The organism is Pseudomonas sp. GW460-LB5 (assembly GCF_059423245.1).
Window position 1 is genome coordinate 310,655 of record NZ_JBWKXT010000001.1, and the last position, 18,527, is coordinate 329,181.

Consider the following 18,527-nt stretch of genomic DNA (forward strand, 5'->3'; position numbering starts at 1 on the left):
ATGCGCGCGCTACCTCTTCTGTCGCTGCTGATTGGCAGCTGCATGACGGTGCCGGTATTGGCAGCCAACTCATCGCCCGAGGCGAACGAGTGGCTGAACAAGCTGGCACTGGCCGAGAAAAAGCAAAGTTACCAGGGCTCGTTCGTCTACGAACGCAACGGTAGCTTCTCTTCCCACGATATCTGGCACAGGGTCCAGGACGGCAAAGTCAGCGAGCGGTTGCTACAGCTTGATGGCGCCGCCCAGGAAATACTGCGCGTGGATGGCAAGGTGCAGTGTGTCAGTGGGGCCTTGGTCAGCGGAGTGACCGCCCCTACGGACGCTGCGCAGCGTGTGCTTGATCCGCTGAAACTGATGGGCTGGTACGATTTGAGCGTTGCAGGCAAGTCACGGGTGGCCGGGCGCGATGCCGTGATCTTGACCCTCACTCCTCGCGACCAGCACCGCTATGCCTTCGAATTGCATCTGGACCGCGCCACCGGCCTGCCACTGCGTTCGTTGATGCTCAACGACAAAGGGCAGTTGCTGGAGCGCTTCCAGATGACGCGCCTCGATACCGACGAACCGCCTGTCGACGATGACCTGCGCCCCAGTGCTTCATGCAAGCCGGTGCAGCGTGTTGCCTCTGTCAGCAACGACAGCGTCGCTGGCTGGCGCTCGGACTGGCTCCCGCCAGGGTTCGAGCTTGTCAACAGCTCGGTACGGCGTGATCCCAAACATGACAGCACGGTCAGTAGCCTGATGTACGACGATGGGTTGGCGCGCTTCTCGGTGTTCCTTGAACCCGTGAAGGACGATACCGGGACCGATGTGCGTACCCAGCTTGGCCCGACCTCGGCGGTTTCGCGACGGCTTAACACCCCCAAAGGCAAGGTGATGGTCACCGTAGTTGGCGAAATTCCGCTGGGTACGGCAGAACGCGTCGCGTTGTCGATGCGGCCCCAGGATGCCCAGGCGCGCCAGTAATGGCGCGCTTTTGAGGGCCATGCCAAGGCGAACGGATATGCGCCTGAAATGAAATTAAAGCATTGTCATTTGCAATCTACTGGCAAATTTTCTATAGGTCAGGCTTCTAGGAGCCTGGCCTTTCCTGCATTGTGCAGGGGCCTTTCTAAACTACCGCTCGTTGTGACGGGAGCCGTATGTCTACACCACGCTTGAAATCCTACCTATCGATGTTCGCCGCTGTGCTCATGCTCGGCCAGGTGCTCACCGCCCAGGCCGAGGAAGCCTTGCCGGACTTCACCACGCTGGTCGAGCAGGCCTCGCCCGCCGTGGTCAACATCAGTACCAAGCAGAAGCTGCCAGATCGTCGTATCGCCGCGGGGCAGATGCCGGACCTGGAAGGCCTGCCGCCGATGTTCCGCGAGTTCTTTGAGCGCAACATGCCGCAGCAGCCGCGTTCGCCGCGTGGCGACCGCCAGCGCGAGGCGCAATCGCTGGGTTCGGGCTTCATCATTTCCAGCGATGGTTACGTGCTGACCAACAACCACGTGGTGGCCGACGCCGACGAAATCATCGTCCGCCTGTCGGACCGCAGCGAGCTGCAGGCCAAGCTGGTCGGCACCGACCCGCGCACCGACGTGGCCCTGCTGAAAGTCGAAGGCAAGAACCTGCCGATCGTGAAGCTGGGTGATTCCGAGAAGCTCAAGGTGGGCGAGTGGGTGCTGGCCATTGGTTCGCCGTTCGGCTTCGACCATTCGGTGACCAAAGGTATCGTCAGTGCCAAGGGCCGTACGCTGCCTAATGAGACCTACGTCCCGTTCATCCAGACCGACGTCGCCATCAACCCGGGTAACTCGGGCGGCCCGCTGTTCAACATGAAGGGCGAAGTGGTGGGTATCAACTCGCAGATCTTCACCCGTTCTGGCGGCTTCATGGGCCTGTCGTTCGCCATCCCGATCGATGTGGCGCTCGATGTGTCCAATCAGCTGAAGAAAGATGGCAAGGTCAGCCGCGGCTGGCTGGGTGTGGTGATTCAAGAGGTCAACAAGGACCTGGCTGAATCCTTCGGCCTGGATAAACCAGCGGGTGCGCTGGTGGCCCAAGTGCTGGAAAACGGCCCGGCAGCCAAAGGTGGCCTGCAGGTGGGTGACGTGATCCTGAGCATGAACGGTCAGCCGATCGTCATGTCGGCCGACTTGCCACACCTGGTCGGTAGCCTCAAGGACGGTGAGAAGGCCAAGCTGGAGATCATCCGCAACGGCAAGCGCCAGACCCTGGACGTCGGTGTGGGCGCCATGCCGGATGACGATGCCGACATCGGTACCGGTGCCGGCGCCGAAGGCAGCGCCGAGCGCAGCAGCAACCGTCTGGGCGTATCGGTGGCTGACCTGACCGCCGAGCAGAAAAAGTCCCTCGAACTCAAGGGCGGCGTGGTTATCAAGGAAGTGCAGGATGGCCCTGCAGCGATGATCGGCCTGCGCCCGGGTGACGTCATCAGCCACCTGAACAACCAGGCCATCGGTTCGGCCAAGGAATTCACCGAAATCGCCAAGGAACTGCCGAAGAACCGCTCGGTGTCCATGCGCGTGCTGCGTCAGGGGCGTGCCAGCTTCATCACCTTCAAGCTCGCTGAATAAGCGGATTTGCAGGCAGGAAAGGGCAGCTACGGCTGCCCTTTTTCATGAAAATTCACAATTGCAGACGCCAAAGCGCTGCACAGCCCGATAGAGGAATCTCCCATATCCCTGCTGCTTGAGGTACAATTCCCGGCTATTTTTCGGCGGGCGTCCCGGCTCGCAGCCTTTTCGAGTGTTGACCCGTGAGTGATTTGAGTCATATCCGCAATTTCTCCATCATCGCCCACATCGACCATGGCAAGTCGACGCTGGCCGACCGTTTCATCCAGATGTGCGGTGGCCTGTCGGCACGCGAAATGGAAGCCCAGGTGCTTGATTCCATGGACCTGGAGCGCGAACGCGGGATTACCATCAAAGCCCACAGCGTGACGCTTCACTACAAGGCGCAAGACGGCAAGACCTACCAGCTGAACTTCATCGACACCCCCGGCCACGTCGACTTCACCTACGAAGTCTCGCGCTCGCTGGCAGCCTGTGAAGGCGCACTGCTGGTGGTTGACGCCGGCCAGGGTGTTGAAGCCCAGTCCGTGGCCAACTGCTACACCGCCATCGAGCAGGGCCTGGAAGTCATGCCAGTGCTGAACAAGATGGACCTGCCCCAGGCCGACCCGGACCGCGTCAAGGACGAGATCGAGAAGATCATCGGCATCGACGCCACCGACGCCGTGGCTTGCAGCGCCAAGAGCGGCATGGGCGTGGACGAGGTTCTCGAGCGCCTGGTGCACACCATCCCCGCGCCCGAAGGCGAGATCGACGCACCTTTGCAGGCGTTGATCATCGACTCCTGGTTCGACAACTACCTGGGCGTGGTCTCGCTGGTGCGGGTGCGCCAGGGCCGCGTCAAGAAAGGCGACAAGATTCTGGTCAAGTCCACCGGCAAGGTGCACCTGGTCGACAGCGTGGGGGTGTTCACTCCAAAACACACCCAGACCGCTGATCTGAAAGCCGGCGAAGTAGGCTTCATCATCGCCAGCATCAAAGACATTCACGGTGCGCCGGTGGGTGACACCCTGACCTTGTCCTCGACCCCCGAGGTCGAAGTGCTGGCGGGCTTCAAGAAAATCCAGCCGCAGGTTTACGCCGGCCTGTTCCCGGTCAGCTCTGACGACTTCGAAGACTTCCGCGACGCATTGCAGAAGCTCACCCTCAACGACTCGTCGCTGCAGTACATGCCGGAAAGCTCCGACGCCCTGGGCTTCGGCTTCCGTTGCGGTTTCCTCGGCATGCTGCACATGGAGATCATCCAGGAGCGCCTTGAGCGCGAATACGACCTGGACCTGATCACCACAGCACCGAGCGTGATCTATGAGCTCGAGCTCAAGACCGGTGAAACCATCATCGTCGATAACCCGTCAAAGCTGCCGGACGTCTCGTCAGTGACCGACTTCCGCGAGCCGATCGTCACCGCGACCATTCTGGTGCCGCAGGAGCACCTGGGTAACGTCATCACCCTGTGCATCGAGAAGCGTGGCGTGCAGCGCGACATGCAGTTCCTCGGCAGCCAGGTGCAGGTGCGTTACGACATGCCGATGAACGAAGTGGTCCTGGACTTCTTCGACCGTCTCAAGTCCACCAGCCGCGGCTATGCTTCGCTGGATTATCATTTTGATCGCTACCAGTCGGCCAACCTGGTCAAACTGGACGTACTGATCAATGGCGACAAGGTCGATGCCCTGGCATTGATCGTGCACCGCGACAACGCGGCCTACAAAGGCCGTGCGTTGACCGAGAAGATGAAGGAACTGATCCCTCGGCAGATGTTCGATGTGGCGATTCAGGCAGCCATTGGCGGCCAGATCATCGCGCGGACAACCGTCAAGGCGCTCAGAAAGAACGTACTGGCCAAGTGCTACGGTGGTGACGTCAGCCGTAAGAAGAAACTGCTGGAGAAGCAGAAGGCCGGTAAGAAACGCATGAAACAGGTCGGCAACGTGGAAATTCCACAGGAAGCCTTCCTCGCCGTGCTCAGGTTGGATAGCTAGGTCCTATGTCGCTAAATTTCCCGCTGTTGCTAGTCATCGCCGTCTTCGTCTGCGGTCTGCTGGGCTTGATCGACCTGCTGTTCCTGGCCCCGCGCCGGCGTGCGGCAATCGCCAACTATCAGGGCAGCGTCAGCCAGCCCGAGATGGCCGTTGTCGAGCGCCTGAACAAGGAGCCGTTGCTGGTCGAGTACGGCAAATCGTTCTTTCCGGTGCTGTTCATCGTGCTGGTGCTGCGTTCATTCCTGGTCGAGCCGTTCCAGATTCCTTCGGGGTCGATGAAACCGACCCTGGAAGTGGGCGACTTCATCCTGGTGAACAAGTTCTCGTACGGCATTCGCCTGCCGGTGATCGACAAGAAGGTCATCGAGGTAGGTGACCCGCAACGCGGTGATGTAATGGTGTTCCGCTATCCGAGCGACCCGAACGTCAACTACATCAAGCGAGTGGTCGGCCTGCCGGGCGACCAGATCCGCTACACCAACGACAAGCGGTTGTTCGTCAACGGCCAGCCGATTGCCGAACAACTGGTGGGTACCGAACCGGGCACCTTGGGCAGCGCCGAGCTGTACAAGGAAAAACTCGGCGCGGCCGAACACCTGATCCGCAAGGAAATGAGCCGTTATCGCATGCCGCCGGACCAGCAGTGGACCGTGCCGGCAGGCCATTACTTCATGATGGGCGACAACCGCGACAACTCCAACGACAGCCGTTACTGGGATGACCCGAACATCCCCAAGGAACTGCACGGCATGGTTCCGGACCGGAACATCGTCGGCAAGGCCTTCGCGGTGTGGATGAGCTGGCCAGAGCCCAAGCTCAGCCACCTGCCCAACCTGTCGCGGGTCGGCCTGATCCATTGATACCCTTCGGCGCTGTCCAGCAGACAGCGCCGAATGCATTTCTGACATAGGCTGTGTTCTCAGGGATCGGGAGATTCGTCGCAAACGGCGGCGGGCCACAGCCAAACAGTCTTTCAGGATGTTGATTTGAACAACGCGTTGAACAACAAACGGGTGGTTGCATGAGTGCTTCCCTTGCCCATCTGGAGCGAAAGCTCGGTTATACCTTCAAGAATCAGGACCAGATGCTTCTGGCGCTGACCCATCGCAGCTATGCCGGGCGCAATAACGAGCGCCTGGAGTTTCTCGGTGACGCCATTCTCAACTTCGTCGCCGGCGAAGCGCTGTTCGAGCGCTTCCCTCAGGCACGCGAAGGCCAGCTGTCGCGGCTGCGCGCGCGCTTGGTCAAGGGCGAGACCCTGGCCCGCCTGGCCCGTGGTTTCGACCTGGGCGAATACCTGCGCCTGGGGTCGGGTGAGCTCAAGAGTGGCGGGTTCCGTCGCGAATCGATCCTGGCCGACGCCCTGGAGGCACTGATCGGTGCCATTTACCTGGACGCTGACATGGACACGGCCCGCGAACGTGTACTGGCCTGGCTGGCCGACGAGTTCGAAGGCCTGACCCTGGTCGACACCAACAAAGACCCGAAAACCCGGCTCCAAGAATTCCTGCAATCACGCAGCTGTGAGCTGCCGCGATACGAAGTCGTGGATATCCAGGGTGAACCGCACTGCCGTACCTTCTTCGTCGAATGCGAAGTCGTGCTGCTGAACAACAAAAGCCGTGGTCAGGGCGTTAGCCGGCGTATTGCCGAGCAAGTCGCTGCCGCGTCCGCACTGATCGCCCTGGGCGTGGAGAATGGCAATGACTGATAGCAACCCGACTCGCTGCGGCTACGTGGCCATTGTCGGCCGCCCCAACGTGGGCAAGTCGACCTTGCTCAACCACATCCTGGGGCAGAAGCTGGCGATCACTTCGCGCAAGCCGCAGACCACCCGCCACAACATGCTCGGTATCAAGACCGAAGGTGATGTGCAGGCGATCTACGTTGACACCCCCGGTATGCACAAGGCCAACGACAAAGCCTTGAACCGCTACATGAACCGCAACGCCTCGGCGGCCCTCAAGGACGTTGACGTGGTGATCTTCGTGGTCGACCGTACCAAGTGGACCGACGAAGACCAACTGGTGCTGGAGCGCGTGCAGTACGTGACCGGCCCGCTGATCATCGCAGTCAACAAGACCGACCGCATGGAAGAGAAGGCCGAGTTGATCCCGCACCTGCAGTGGCTGCAGGAGCAACTGCCAAACGCCGAAGTCATGCCGATTTCTGCGCAGCAGGGGCACAACCTCGAAGCGCTGGAAGCACAGATCGCCAAGCACCTGCCCGAGAACGATCACTTCTTCCCCGAAGACCAGATTACCGACCGTAGCAGCCGCTTCCTGGCCGCCGAACTGGTGCGCGAGAAGATCATGCGCCAGTTGGGTGCCGAGCTTCCGTACCAGATCACCGTGGAAATTGAAGAATTCAAGCAGCAGGGCCATGTGCTGCATATTCACGCGCTGATCCTGGTCGAGCGCGACGGCCAGAAGAAAATCATCATTGGCGACAAGGGCGAGCGTATCAAGCGTATCGGTTCTGAGGCGCGCAAGGACATGGAAGTGCTGTTCGACTCCAAGGTCATGCTCAACCTGTGGGTCAAGGTGAAAGGCGGCTGGTCTGACGACGAGCGCGCCCTGCGCTCGCTGGGCTACGGCGACCTCTAAGGCTCAAGGCGGCCCTTGTGGGAGCGGCCTTGCGTCGCGAAAGGGCTGCGAAGCAGCCCCAGCCATTTTGGCGGCAATGCTGAAATCCGGGGGGCCGCGTTGCGGCCCTTTCGCGACACAAGGCCGCTCCCACAATCACGGGCTGGGTGAACGCTAATGGAACAACCTGTCGGCCAGCCAGCCTACGTGCTGCACAGCCGTGCCTACAAGGAAACCAGCGCGCTGGTGGACTTGTTCACGCCGCAGGGCCGCGTGCGCGCCGTACTGCGGCGCGCGCGTGGCAAGGGCGGCAGCCTGGTGCGGCCATTCGTGCCACTTGAGGTGGAGCTGCGCGGGCGTGGCGAGCTGAAGAATGTGGGGCGGATGGACAGCGCCGGCATAGCGGCCTGGCTGCACGGGGATGCCCTGTTCAGCGGCTTGTACCTTAATGAGCTACTCATGCGCCTGCTGCCCGCCGAAGCGCCATTCCCGGCCCTGTTCGAGCACTACGCCCTGACCTTGCAGGCCTTGGCCGCCGGGCGCCCGCTGGAGCCGCTGCTGCGCTCGTTCGAATGGCGGCTGCTGGACGAACTGGGTTATGCGTTCTCCTTGAATCATGACGTCAACGATCAACCCATCGCGGCCGACGGGCTGTACCGCTTGCGTGTGGATGCCGGCCTGGAGCGGGTCGAATGGGTGCAACCCGGCCTGTTCCGCGGCATCGAGCTATTGGCCCTGGCCGACGCCGACTGGGACACCGCAGGCGCTTTGCTCGCGGCCAAGCGCCTGATGCGCCAGGCCCTGGCGGTTCATCTGGGCGCAAAACCGTTGGTCAGCCGGGAACTGTTTCGCAAGCGCTGATCACGACGTATGCTGTGGGGCTAAACCTTCAGGAGAGCCTTTCGTGACTCACAGCAACCGCATGCTTCTCGGCGTAAACATCGACCACGTGGCGACCCTGCGCCAGGCCCGGGGCACGCGTTACCCTGATCCGGTCAAGGCTGCCCTGGATGCCGAGGAAGCGGGCGCCGATGGCATCACCGTGCACCTGCGTGAAGACCGTCGGCATATCCAGGAGCGCGATGTGCTGCTGCTCAAGGATGTGCTGCAGACCCGCATGAACTTCGAAATGGGCGTCACCGAAGAAATGATGGCCTTTGCCGAAAAGATCCGCCCGGCGCACATCTGCCTGGTGCCTGAAACCCGTCAGGAACTGACCACCGAAGGTGGCCTGGACGTGGCGGGGCAGGAGGCACGGATCAAGGCGGCAGTGGAGCGTCTTGCCCGCACCGGTGCCGAAGTGTCGTTGTTCATCGATGCTGACGAGCGCCAGATCGAGGCCTCTCGCCGGGTGGGGGCGCCGGCCATCGAGCTGCATACTGGGCGTTATGCCGATGCCGAAACCCCCACCGAAGTGGCCGAGGAGCTCAAGCGTATCGTCGATGGCGTTGCGTTTGGCGTGGGGCAGGGGTTGATCGTCAATGCTGGCCACGGGCTGCATTACCACAACGTCGAGGCGGTGGCGGCGATCAAGGGCATCAATGAACTGAACATCGGCCATGCGCTGGTGGCGCATGCCTTGTTTGTAGGCTTCAAAGCCGCAGTGGCCGAGATGAAGGCACTGATCGTGGCGGCTTCGCGCTGAGAGTTTGGTTGCCTGTTCTGGCCCTTTCGCGGGTAAACCCGCGAAAGGGCCAGAACAGGCAATCGATTATTCGGCAGGAAACACCAGAGTGAAGCGGGTAGGCCCAAGGGGGCTGCTGTTCACTTCGACCCGCCCGCCATGCAGCTGCATGATCGACTTCACGATTGCCAACCCCAACCCGGTTCCGCCCTCCAGCCGCGAACGCCCCGGGCCCACCCGGTAAAACCGCTCGAACAAGCGCGACTGGTGTTCTGTAGCAATGCCAGGCCCCTGGTTCTCTACCGAAAGCCATACTTCGCTGCCTGAACGTTCAATCCGCAACTCGACTCGCTCACCCTCAGGGCTGTGCCGGATGGCATTGCTCAACAGGTTCGACAATGCCCGCTGAAACATCAGCCGGTCCCCCAGCGCCGTCCCCCAGCCCTGCACACGCAGCTCAACCGCTTTCACCTCGGCACTGAAGGCAAACAGCTCGACCACTCGCGCTGCCTCGTCAGCCAAGGCCAAGGGTTTCAATGCAACCTGCGTTTGCGGCTGGCTGACCTGGGCGAGAAACAGCATGTCATTGATGATGCGGTTGAGCCGGGTCAGCTCCTCGATACTGTCTTCCAGCACTTCCCGGTAGTTGGCGTTGTCCCGCTCACGGGCCAGGGTCACTTGCGCCTTGCCCATCAGGTTGCTCAACGGGGTACGCAACTCATGAGCCAGATCGTCGGAGAACTGCGACAACTGGCTCACGCCCTGATCGAGGCGGTCGAGCATCACGTTGATGCTACTGGCCAGTTGCGCCAGTTCTTGCGGCAGGCCGGTAGCCGGCAGGCGGTGTTGCAGGTCTTGGGCCGACACTTGCCCGGCAATGCGCCGGAAGCGCCGCAGCGGTTTCAGGCCGCGCTGCATCAGCCACCAGGCACCCGCGCCGATCAACACCAGAAGCAGTGGCAAGGCGAGCAAGGTCGAATGCAGGTAGGCCTGCAGCAGGGCGTTGTCGTCGGCGCGGTTGAGCGACATCATCACCTTCACTGGCGTGTTGTCGCGCAGGCGCATCTGCCGGGTCACGGTGAGGAACTGGTTGCCGCTGCTGTCGCGCCATGCGTGAAAGGCCAGGCGGGCATCGGTGTGCAACTCGCTCACCCGCGACTCCAGGGCCGGGCCCAGGCTGAGCAGGTGCGGGTGGCGGCCTTCCAGGGCCAGTACGCTGAGGCTGAGGTTGTCATGCCCCATGACCAGGTCGAGCAGTGGATGGGCGCGACTGCCCAGGTCCTCGCTGCGCAGATCGACGCGCAGGTTGTGCTCGACCTGCAGCATCTTGCGCGCCAGATCCTTGCGTGCGCGGCTGTCCAGTTCGTGATCCAGGGCGAACACGGCCAGGCAGGCCAGCAGCAGCACCAGCGCGGCGCCCATCAGTGTCACGCTCAGGCCCAGGCGCAACGACAGGCTCGCGTTTTTCAAACGCGGGCCTCAAGGACATAGCCTACGCCGCGCAGGGTATGGATGAGCTTGTTGTCGAACGGGTCGTCGATCTTCGCCCGCAGGCGGCGGATCGAAACCTCGACCACGTTGGTGTCGCAGTCGAAATTCATGTCCCATACCAAGGAGATGATCTGAGTGCGCGAAAGCACTTCGCCAGTCTGGCGCATCAGCAGGTGCAGCAGGGCGAACTCCTTGGCGGTCAGGTCGATGCGTTGCCCGGCGCGGTAGGCGCGGTGCCGGCCAGGGTCCAGTTCCAGGTCGGCGACGCGCAGGGTGCTGGGCTGCAGTTGCTGGTCGTTACGCCGCAGCAGGCTGCGGATGCGCGCCAGAAGTTCAGGGAATTCGAACGGCTTGAGCAGGTAGTCGTCAGCGCCCAGGTCCAGGCCTTTGACCCGGTCGGCCAGGCGACCGTGGGCGGTAAGCATCATGATGCGCGTGGCCGATTCGGCTCGCAGCCGCTGCAGCACGGTCCAGCCATCGATTTCAGGTAGGTTGACATCGAGGATGACCAGGTCATAGGGCTGTTGGCGGGCCAGGTGCAGGCCGTCGGTGCCGGTGTGGGCGCAGTCGACCACGTAGCCGTTTTCACGCAGGCCTTGTTGCAGGTAATCGGCGGTACGCAGCTCGTCCTCGATGATCAGTAGGCGCATGGGGTGCTCGGTGTGATGAAAGGGGGCAATTCTCGACCCTGTAGTGACATCAGGGTCAAGAACCAGGATGTTACGGCATGAGAAAAGGCCTGCGGTGCAGATAACGGATTTGTCATTCTGCTGTTATCTGGCTGTAGGCCAGGGCCCTGGTAGGCAACACAAGGCCAGATTGCAGGACTGTAATCCCCGCCTCACCTTGCTGTTAGCTGCCCCTCGGTAGGATGGCCGTGTCTGATCGGTTACCACGAGGCAAACACGATGAACCTGACCAAATACCTGCTGTTGGCCGCCCTTGCCCTGGGCAGTGCCAGTGTCTATGCCGAGGGCGGTGCGGAGCGCTCGAAGCAGTTCTGGCAAGCCTTCCGCGAAGACCAGCAGCGCTTGCACGGCGACAAACAACAGGCCGTCGCCGAACGCGAACGAAAGGCGCAAGAGAAGGCCCGCGAGGTGGCCAAGGATTGAGGTCACAACACCTGCGCCGCGACAGCTCCTCGCCGCAGGTGGATTCAGGCGCCCGACCGGGCGCCTTTTTTATTTGCGCGCCAGCAGGGTGGCGCGGCGGGGGGCAGGCAGGCCTTCGATGGTCTTGCTGTGGTCGTTCGGGTCGAGGAAGTCGCCCAGCGACTGGTAGCGCATCCACTCGGTGCTGCGCTGCTCCTCGACGCTGGTAACGCTCACATCGACGCAACGCACATCGCTGAAGCCGGCACGGCGCAACCAGCGCGCCAGGGCGGGTACCGACGGCAGATACCAGACGTTGCGCATCTGTGCATAGCGGTCCTCCGGTACCAGCACCTGGTTTTCGTCACCTTCGATTACCAATGTTTCCAAAACCAGCTCGCCTCCTTTGACCAGGCAGTCCTTGAGCGCCAGCACGTGCTCGATGGGTGAGCGCCGGTGATAGAACACGCCCATGGAAAACACGGTATCGAAGCCTTCCAGGTTTGCAGGCAGTTCTTCAAGGGCGAAGGGCAGGTGCCAGGCTGGCAGCTCCGGCAGGTACTGCTGCACGGCCTGGAACTGGCAGAAGAACAACCAGTTGGGGTCGACACCAATTACCATGTCGGCGCCGGCACCGAGCATGCGCCACTGGTAATAGCCGTTGCCGCAGCCGACGTCGAGCACGCGTTTGCCCTTGAGGTCCAGGTGCGGGCTTACCCGCGACCATTTCCAGTCCGAATGCCATTCGGTGTCTACATGCACGCCAAACAGATCGAACGGCCCTTTTCGCCAGGGCGACAGGCCCATGAGTGCCTGGCGCATCTGCGCGCGGGTAGCGTCGTCGCAATCGCAGTCCAGGCGCAGCCCGTTGACCAGGTCGATTTCGCTGGGTTGCAGGGCAGGCAGGGCATCGAGCGCACCGCGCCAGCGGTCGAGGTCGCCGTGGCCTTTCTCCAGCTTGGCTTCCAGTTGTGCTTGCAGGCCTTGCGACCAGGACGCCAGTGGCGTGCCCGCCAGGCGGCGGACGAGGGGGGACAGATCGATCATGGCAGGGCTATCAACGAGGCGAAGTTAAGGCATTGGAACCACGGCACCACTTTGGAGAAACCGGCGGCGCGCAGGCGCTCCTGGTGTGCTTGGAGCGTATCGGGGCGCATCACGTTTTCGATGGCGCTGCGCTTCTGGGCGATTTCCAGTTCGCTGTAACCGTTGGCGCGCTTGAAGTCCAGGTGCAGTTCATTGAGCAGGTCCTGCTCTTGCTCATCGGCGAAACGCAGCTTCTCCGAAAGGATCAGCGCACCCCCCGGCAGCAGCGCCTGGCGAATACGCCCGAGCAATTCCAGGCGTTGGTCGGGGGCGATGAATTGCAGGGTGAAGTTCATCGCCACTACCGAGGCAGGCTCGAAGGGCAGGGCAAGGATATCGGCTTCCAGCACTTGCACCGGCAATAGCTCCTGGAACATCGAGTCCTGAGCGGTGAGGTACTGGCGGCAGCGTTCGGCCATGGCGGCGGAATTGTCCACCGCGATCACCCGGCAGCCGTCGCTGCGAACATGGCGACGCAGCGACTGGGTGACGGCGCCCAGCGATGCGCCCAGGTCGTACAGAGCGGTGCCTGGCTGGGCGAAACGCGCAGCCAGTACGCCGAGGTTTTCGACGATGGTCGGGTAACCGGGCACCGAACGCTTGATCATGTCCGGGAACACGCGCACCACGTCTTCGTTGAAGACGAAATCGGGCACCTGCTCCAGGGGCTGCGAGAAAAGGCGGTCGGGTTGTTTGCTCACGGTGGGCTCGATACAGGGTGAAACGGGTGCGCATTTTATCCAATGGCCACGCATCTTGCCATGGCAATGCTTCAGGGTCGGAGCGTTCATGCCCGCAGCAGTGAACTTTCCCACAGCGTTAAGTTATCCGGGTGAATGTATTCAGGGTGGTTCGGGTGGACACTCCAACTGCCTTTACTTCATTGGTTTCATGGGTTGAGAAATGAATATAGCAACTGTGCAGGAAGAGCTACCCGTCGATGATCTGGACCTGGTTTCCAGAGTGAAAATATTGCCAGAACGCTATTTTTCATTCATTGAAAGCCGGCTCGATGGTGGTCAGCAAGTTGGTGGCTTGCTGACGGCAGATAATTTGAAATGCATTAAGCGGTACGTCAATACCGTTAACCATTTACCGCGGACGCAGGTGGAAATCGAGAGGGAGGTCGATTACGCCGCCCTCGGTATTAAAGCGTCGATGGTCAATGAGCTTTACGTGGCGCTGCACCGGCATGCCGCTGAATGGGACATACTGGAACGCAGTATAAAACAGCTGGGGCCTGAAATTGAGATGTTTGCCGAAAGCCTGGTGCAGCGTGGCAGTAGCCTTTTGGAAAACCTTGAAAGCAGCGACGTGTTCATGGCGATCAAGAAACGCAAGGCCGAGGAGGGCGACGATGTGTACACCTCGGCGCTCAGCGAACATGAACAAGCACAGATCGCCAGTGTGCTGACGCTCGGCATTTCCGAACTGGTGAAGGAAATTGAATGCACTCGCCGGCGTATCGTTGACGTCGACAGCCGTGCCAACTGGTTCAACAATGAAATCAAGCGTGAACTCAAGCCGCGTATGGGACGCTTGTTGAAGCACTTCGATGAGAAGGTTTCCCATGAGGAAATCCTGGAAAAACGCAAGCAACTCGATCAGTGGGACGAGCAGGTCGACCAGTTGAAGGCTGAGTACGATGCCCATGTTGGCTATGCATTCACCGGTATCTTGTTGGGGCCGATCGGTCTGGTGATAACCGGTGGCGTATTCGGAAACAAGGCAGAAGCTATCAGGGCTACAAAGAATGCGCTGATTGAAAGACGCGATGAGTTGGCCAATGCACTGGGCAAGCTGGCGCCGGCCTTGAAGGACTTCGAGCGTGTTTCGACGCTGGTCAGAGATTTGCAATTCAGGTGCAAGGATCTGTCGGCGGCGACCAAGCGGTTGGCCGATGTTTGGTTGTTCCTCGCTTCGTATGCCGACAACTCTGTCAATGAAGCCAAAGAACTGAGTACCGTCGTCCAGCTTGAATCCTTTGTTCTTGATTTTTCGGAGGTTATCAAACCGTGGACCAAAATAGGCAGTGTGTGCCATACGCTGTCAGAGCTGTTCAATGAACTGATTGACGAGTATGAGGAAGCCTGACATGGAAATTGCCAATACTCAAACCGTCACGCCAGATGTTGTAGAGATGCAAAATCTGCAGGATCAGATATTCCAGCTCATTGGAAGTTGGGAAATGAACGTGCTGCCTGCCGCACGCGAGCAACTGGATGAACTGTGTACACTGTTGCTGGCTGTCGAGCGCGCATTCAAGGAGAGCTTGATAGGCGGTATCGTATTGCTGGAGGATCGGCGATTTATTCCGGGTGTGGACAGCGGCGCTTCGCAGCGCAGGCTCGCCAGTGTACTGGAGCGTTTGAATCAGCATCACGCGCACTTGGCCAGGAAAAACTTGCGGTTGGAGCTGTTTTCGCTATCGGCGCTTGTCGACGCCTTGCCAGAGTTGGCAGCGCGAACGGCCGGCCTTCAAGTACAGGCAGTCGCATTCGATGAACGATTGATGCAACTGCAACAGCAGCGTGCAGATATTGTCCAGGCTATCGAGCTGTTCGAGAAACCTTCGGTTGCAAGCGCACTGAAAGGCCTCATCCCGAGCGATGATGAAGTCGATCAGATAATGGGATTGATCACCGACCCGAAATTCGACGCCGGCCTGTTCAAGGCTGTGACGCAAAAGCTTGCACGGCATGCTGATGCACTTGACGGGGCCAAGACATTCGTCGACCTGGGCAAAGCCCGTGGCCGGCTGGATAGCAAGATCGAGGCTGCAGTGGACGACCAGCGGCAGGTGCAGCGAACCCTGCAAGCGGCGCGGGAAGAACTGGAAGCGGTCACGGCGCTGTCGGGCTTGGTGCCGCTGAAGAACGGGTGGCTACATGAGCTTCGCAAGGTAGAGTCTGAGTGGCAGGCGCAGGCCGCCAGACTCAGCGCAACCATGGATCTGGAAGCTGCCACAGTCGCGCTGGACGGTTTGTGTGAGTACCTGAAGGTGGTGCAACTGCTGTATGACCGCAGTTGATTGCCCTCAGCGGACGACAATCTTGCAGTCGAAGGTTTGTACCGGGGCGACTTCTGCAGCCCATGGCTGTTGGTAGACCAGTAGCAACTGGGCATCTCCGGTGCTGGTAGCCTGGAAGCGCCAGGTGGAGACACCGGCGCTTCCGACCACGTCTTGATCATCGGGGGCGTTGTAGACCTCCGGGCCGAGGCTGCGCAGCACAGCTGATGCGGCATTCTTGACGAGCCAGCGATAGCCGGTGGATGGATTGCCGGGCAAGCTCAACGTCAGTGTCTGGCCTACCTGCAGTCGCGTTGGGCATTCACTTTCGGCATCCAGCTCGACAGGCTGTGTGGGGTATTGGGCACAGGCAGAAAGCAGGCTAAAGCTCAGGGGAACGAGCAGACGAGGGGCGGTCATGTTGGCTCCGTAGGCTGACGATGCCTGAGGATAACCGATGCTGGTGGGGTTTTGTGTGCCCGGTGCCGTCCTCTTCGCGGCTAAAGCCGCGAGGAGGACGGAACAGGTCAGAACAGGACTTTGGCCACGTCGGCAAAGCGCTTGGCGAAATGCACTGTCAGGCCTTCTCGCAGGTAGTCCGGCAGCTCCTCGAAGTCGCCGCGGTTAGGCTCGGGCAGGATCAGTTCGAAGATCTTCTGCCGCCGTGCCGCAATCACCTTTTCGCGTACCCCGCCAATCGGCAGCACCTGGCCGGTGAGGGTGAGCTCGCCCGTCATGGCTACGCCTTTTTTCGGTGCCTGATCGCGGGCGAGGGACAACAGGGCACTTGCCATGGTGACGCCGGCACTCGGGCCGTCCTTGGGCGTGGCGCCTTCAGGAACGTGCAGGTGGATGAACGCTTCGTTGAAGAAGCCAGGATCGCCGCCAAACTGCTTGAGGTTGGAGCTGACGTAGCTGTAGGCAATTTCGGCCGATTCCTTCATCACGTCCCCCAGCTTGCCGGTCAGCTTGAAGCCGCGGTTGAGCGTGTGGATGCGGGTCGCCTCGATCGGCAGCGTGGCACCGCCCATGCTGGTCCAGGCCAGGCCGGTGATTACCCCTTTGCCAGCCAGTACCTGCTCACTGCGGAATACGGGAATGCCCAGTGCGGCCTCCAGGTCCTTGGTGCCGATCTTCAGCTTGGCTTCGGGGTCTTCCATCAGCTTGACCACCGCTTTGCGCACCAGTTTGCCCAGTTGCTTCTCCAGCTGGCGCACGCCGGCCTCGCGGGCATAGCCCTCGATAACCAGGCGCAGGGCGCTGTCGCTGATGCTCAGGCTGGTCTTGGAAACGCCAGCTTTTTGCAGTTGCTTGGGCCACAGGTGGCGCTTGGCGATGGCCAGTTTTTCCTCAGTGATGTAGCCGGACAGGCGGATCACTTCCATGCGGTCGAGCAACGGCCCGGGGATCGAGTCGAGGGTGTTGGCGGTGCACACGAACAGCACCTTGGACAGGTCCAGGCGCAGGTCGAGGTAGTGGTCGAGGAAGTCGACGTTCTGCTCCGGATCGAGGGTTTCCAGCAATGCCGAAGCCGGGTCGCCCTGATAGCTTTGGCCCATCTTGTCGATCTCGTCGAGCATGATGACCGGGTTCATCACTTCGACCTCTTTCAGGGCCTGTACCAGCTTGCCGGGTTGTGCACCGATGTAAGTGCGGCGGTGGCCCTTGATTTCGGCCTCGTCGCGCATGCCGCCAACGCTGAAACGATAGAACGGCCGGCCAAGCGATTCTGCAATGGATTTGCCGATGCTGGTCTTGCCCACCCCGGGCGGGCCCACCAACAGCACGATGGAGCCGCTGATTTCGCCTTTCCAGGCGCCCACGGCGAGGAATTCGATGATGCGTTCCTTGATGTCGTCGAGGCCGGCATGGTGCTGATCAAGGACTTTGCGTGCATGCTTGAGGTCGAGCTTGTCTTTGCCGTACACGCCCCACGGCAGGGCGGTGGCCCATTCGAGGTAGTTGCGGGTGACGGCGTACTCGGGCGAACCGGTTTCGAGAATGGCCAGTTTGCCCATCTCTTCATCAAGGCGCTTGCGCGCCTGGGGCGGCAGGGTCTTGCCTTCCAGGCGCTGTTCGAACTGTTCCAGGTCGGCGCTGCGGTCGTCCTTGGTCAGCCCCAGCTCCTGCTGGATGACCTTGAGTTGCTCCTTGAGGAAAAACTCCCGCTGGTGTTCGCCGATCTGCCGGTTTACCTCGGCCGAGATCTCGTTCTGCAGGCGCGCGACTTCCACCTCTTTGCGCAGCATCGGCAGGACCTTTTCCATGCGCTTTAGCATGGGCACGCAGTCGAGTACTTCCTGCAACTGGTTGCCGGTGGCCGAGGTCAGCGCGGCGGCGAAGTCGGTGAGCGGTGACGGGTCGTTGGGGCTGAAGCGGTTGAGGTAGTTCTTCAGCTCTTCGCTGTACAGCGGGTTGAGCGGCAGCAGCTCCTTGATCGCGTTGATCAGGGCCATGCCGTAAGCCTTGACCTCGTCGGTCGGCTCGGCGGACTGGCGCGGGTATTCGACTTCGACCAGGTAGGGTGGGCGGTGATGCTTGAGCCAGTTGCGGATGCGTACCCGGGTCAGGCCCTGGGCGACGAACTGCAGTTTGCCGTTTTCACGGCTGGCATGGTGCACCTTGACCAGCGTGCCGTATTGCGGCAAGGCCGAGGTGTCGAAATGGCGATGGTCTTCCGGCGGGGTGTCCATGAAGAACAGCGCCAGGCAGTGGTCCGGTGACTTGGCCACCAGGTCGAGGGTTTCGGCCCAAGGTTCTTCATTGACGATGACCGGCAGTACCTGGGCCGGGAAGAACGGGCGGTTGTGGATCGGGATCACGTAGACTTTGTCCGGCAGTTGCTGGCCGGGCAGGGCGAGGGCGTGGCCGGGTTCGGCCGGGGAGGTGTGCTCGACTTCGCTGTGTTCGTCAGGGTGTTCCGGGAAATCCTGCTGGTCGCTCATGGGGCACCTGCGTGAATGGCTATGGTGCTTAGATGGGGCGCAGGGGAATCGGTTTCAATGGTAGACGAAGGGACCAGGGGAGGGTTTCATCTGTGATTGCCTGCACCGGCCTCATCGCCGGCAAGCCAGCT

Annotated in this window: 17 protein-coding genes; 11 read left to right on the top strand and 6 right to left on the bottom strand. The window is 60.9% G+C overall.

Features of this window, described 5'->3' with window-relative positions; all coding sequences use genetic code 11:
* The 8 genes from AC07XM_RS01465 to pdxJ all read left to right on the top strand — a co-directional run bounded on the left by AC07XM_RS01465 (position 1) and on the right by pdxJ (position 8,794).
* Positions 1 to 966: a MucB/RseB C-terminal domain-containing protein gene (locus AC07XM_RS01465; RefSeq protein ID WP_102688909.1), complete on the top strand. Its 966-nt coding sequence runs from the start codon at positions 1 to 3 to the stop codon at positions 964 to 966.
* Positions 967 to 1,175: 209 nt separating this feature from the next.
* Positions 1,176 to 2,582, top strand: a complete 1,407-nt coding sequence (locus tag AC07XM_RS01470; RefSeq protein WP_371262331.1) for a DegQ family serine endoprotease — start codon at positions 1,176 to 1,178, stop codon at positions 2,580 to 2,582.
* Positions 2,583 to 2,764: 182 nt separating this feature from the next.
* Positions 2,765 to 4,564, top strand: coding sequence for a translation elongation factor 4 (lepA, locus tag AC07XM_RS01475; protein WP_024717450.1), 1,800 nt, complete (start codon positions 2,765 to 2,767; stop codon positions 4,562 to 4,564).
* A 5-nt stretch (positions 4,565 to 4,569) separates the two neighbouring features.
* Positions 4,570 to 5,424 (top strand): signal peptidase I, encoded by an 855-nt coding sequence (lepB, locus tag AC07XM_RS01480; RefSeq protein ID WP_016488826.1) that lies wholly within the window; start codon positions 4,570 to 4,572, stop codon positions 5,422 to 5,424.
* Positions 5,425 to 5,585: 161 nt separating this feature from the next.
* A complete protein-coding gene (gene rnc / locus AC07XM_RS01485) occupies positions 5,586 to 6,275 on the top strand; it encodes a ribonuclease III (protein ID WP_016488825.1) in 690 nt (229 codons plus the stop codon).
* A complete protein-coding gene (era, locus tag AC07XM_RS01490) occupies positions 6,268 to 7,170 on the top strand; it encodes a GTPase Era (protein ID WP_003252061.1) in 903 nt (300 codons plus the stop codon). The genes rnc and era overlap by 8 nt, the downstream gene beginning before the upstream one ends.
* A 156-nt stretch (positions 7,171 to 7,326) precedes the next feature.
* Complete coding sequence (recO, locus tag AC07XM_RS01495; RefSeq protein WP_016488824.1) at positions 7,327 to 8,010, top strand: DNA repair protein RecO; 684 nt, start codon at positions 7,327 to 7,329, stop codon at positions 8,008 to 8,010.
* 61 nt (positions 8,011 to 8,071) lie between these two features.
* Positions 8,072 to 8,794, top strand: a complete 723-nt coding sequence (gene pdxJ, locus AC07XM_RS01500) for a pyridoxine 5'-phosphate synthase (RefSeq protein ID WP_218115272.1) — start codon at positions 8,072 to 8,074, stop codon at positions 8,792 to 8,794.
* A 66-nt stretch (positions 8,795 to 8,860) separates the two neighbouring features.
* On the opposite strand, the gene AC07XM_RS01505 is transcribed toward pdxJ, so the two are convergent.
* Both AC07XM_RS01505 and AC07XM_RS01510 read right to left on the bottom strand, forming a co-directional pair.
* Positions 8,861 to 10,243: a heavy metal sensor histidine kinase gene (locus AC07XM_RS01505; protein ID WP_016488822.1), complete on the bottom strand. Its 1,383-nt coding sequence runs from the start codon at positions 10,241 to 10,243 to the stop codon at positions 8,861 to 8,863.
* Positions 10,240 to 10,914 carry a heavy metal response regulator transcription factor gene (locus tag AC07XM_RS01510; RefSeq protein WP_016488821.1) on the bottom strand — a complete coding sequence of 225 codons (675 nt, stop codon included), beginning with the start codon at positions 10,912 to 10,914 and terminating at the stop codon, positions 10,240 to 10,242. The genes AC07XM_RS01505 and AC07XM_RS01510 overlap by 4 nt, the downstream gene beginning before the upstream one ends.
* Before the next feature lie 258 nt (positions 10,915 to 11,172).
* Here AC07XM_RS01510 and AC07XM_RS01515 point away from each other — a divergent pair, with 258 nt between their 5' ends.
* A complete protein-coding gene (locus AC07XM_RS01515) occupies positions 11,173 to 11,376 on the top strand; it encodes a hypothetical protein (RefSeq protein WP_016488820.1) in 204 nt (67 codons plus the stop codon).
* Between the two features lie 69 nt (positions 11,377 to 11,445).
* Here AC07XM_RS01515 and cmoB read toward each other — a convergent pair whose 3' ends face one another.
* Positions 11,446 to 12,402 carry a tRNA 5-methoxyuridine(34)/uridine 5-oxyacetic acid(34) synthase CmoB gene (cmoB, locus tag AC07XM_RS01520; RefSeq protein WP_016488819.1) on the bottom strand — a complete coding sequence of 319 codons (957 nt, stop codon included), beginning with the start codon at positions 12,400 to 12,402 and terminating at the stop codon, positions 11,446 to 11,448.
* Positions 12,399 to 13,142, bottom strand: coding sequence for a carboxy-S-adenosyl-L-methionine synthase CmoA (gene cmoA / locus AC07XM_RS01525; RefSeq protein WP_016488818.1), 744 nt, complete (start codon positions 13,140 to 13,142; stop codon positions 12,399 to 12,401). Before cmoA ends, cmoB begins: the two co-directional genes overlap by 4 nt.
* Positions 13,143 to 13,344: 202 nt before the next feature.
* Here cmoA and AC07XM_RS01530 point away from each other — a divergent pair, with 202 nt between their 5' ends.
* Together AC07XM_RS01530 and AC07XM_RS01535 are read left to right on the top strand one after the other, a co-directional pair.
* Positions 13,345 to 14,535: an alpha-xenorhabdolysin family binary toxin subunit A gene (locus AC07XM_RS01530; protein WP_024717449.1), complete on the top strand. Its 1,191-nt coding sequence runs from the start codon at positions 13,345 to 13,347 to the stop codon at positions 14,533 to 14,535.
* Between the two features lies 1 nt (position 14,536).
* On the top strand, positions 14,537 to 15,472 hold the full coding sequence (locus AC07XM_RS01535; RefSeq protein ID WP_060519999.1) for an alpha-xenorhabdolysin family binary toxin subunit B: 936 nt from the start codon (positions 14,537 to 14,539) through the stop codon (positions 15,470 to 15,472).
* A gap of 6 nt (positions 15,473 to 15,478) precedes the next feature.
* On the opposite strand, the gene AC07XM_RS01540 is transcribed toward AC07XM_RS01535, so the two are convergent.
* Both AC07XM_RS01540 and lon read right to left on the bottom strand, forming a co-directional pair.
* Positions 15,479 to 15,871: a protease inhibitor I42 family protein gene (locus AC07XM_RS01540; RefSeq protein ID WP_102688908.1), complete on the bottom strand. Its 393-nt coding sequence runs from the start codon at positions 15,869 to 15,871 to the stop codon at positions 15,479 to 15,481.
* Positions 15,872 to 15,978: 107 nt separating this feature from the next.
* Positions 15,979 to 18,396 (bottom strand): endopeptidase La, encoded by a 2,418-nt coding sequence (lon, locus tag AC07XM_RS01545; RefSeq protein WP_016488814.1) that lies wholly within the window; start codon positions 18,394 to 18,396, stop codon positions 15,979 to 15,981.
* Between the last annotated feature and the right edge of the window lie 131 nt (positions 18,397 to 18,527).

Excerpts from the sequence above, each read along its gene's own strand:
- AC07XM_RS01465 (WP_102688909.1), top strand. The coding sequence starts at position 1 with ATGCGCGCGCTACCTCTTCTGTCGCTGCTGATTGGCAGCTGCATGACG.
- AC07XM_RS01470 (WP_371262331.1), top strand. The coding sequence starts at position 1,176 with ATGTTCGCCGCTGTGCTCATGCTCGGCCAGGTGCTCACCGCCCAGGCC.
- lepB (WP_016488826.1), top strand. The coding sequence starts at position 4,570 with ATGTCGCTAAATTTCCCGCTGTTGCTAGTCATCGCCGTCTTCGTCTGC.
- rnc (WP_016488825.1), top strand. The coding sequence starts at position 5,586 with ATGAGTGCTTCCCTTGCCCATCTGGAGCGAAAGCTCGGTTATACCTTC.
- era (WP_003252061.1), top strand. The coding sequence starts at position 6,268 with ATGACTGATAGCAACCCGACTCGCTGCGGCTACGTGGCCATTGTCGGC.
- recO (WP_016488824.1), top strand. The coding sequence starts at position 7,327 with ATGGAACAACCTGTCGGCCAGCCAGCCTACGTGCTGCACAGCCGTGCC.
- pdxJ (WP_218115272.1), top strand. The coding sequence starts at position 8,072 with ATGCTTCTCGGCGTAAACATCGACCACGTGGCGACCCTGCGCCAGGCC.
- AC07XM_RS01510 (WP_016488821.1), bottom strand. The coding sequence starts at position 10,914 with ATGCGCCTACTGATCATCGAGGACGAGCTGCGTACCGCCGATTACCTG.
- AC07XM_RS01515 (WP_016488820.1), top strand. The coding sequence starts at position 11,173 with ATGAACCTGACCAAATACCTGCTGTTGGCCGCCCTTGCCCTGGGCAGT.
- cmoB (WP_016488819.1), bottom strand. The coding sequence starts at position 12,402 with ATGATCGATCTGTCCCCCCTCGTCCGCCGCCTGGCGGGCACGCCACTG.
- AC07XM_RS01530 (WP_024717449.1), top strand. The coding sequence starts at position 13,345 with ATGAATATAGCAACTGTGCAGGAAGAGCTACCCGTCGATGATCTGGAC.
- AC07XM_RS01535 (WP_060519999.1), top strand. The coding sequence starts at position 14,537 with ATGGAAATTGCCAATACTCAAACCGTCACGCCAGATGTTGTAGAGATG.
- AC07XM_RS01540 (WP_102688908.1), bottom strand. The coding sequence starts at position 15,871 with ATGACCGCCCCTCGTCTGCTCGTTCCCCTGAGCTTTAGCCTGCTTTCT.
- lon (WP_016488814.1), bottom strand. The coding sequence starts at position 18,396 with ATGAGCGACCAGCAGGATTTCCCGGAACACCCTGACGAACACAGCGAA.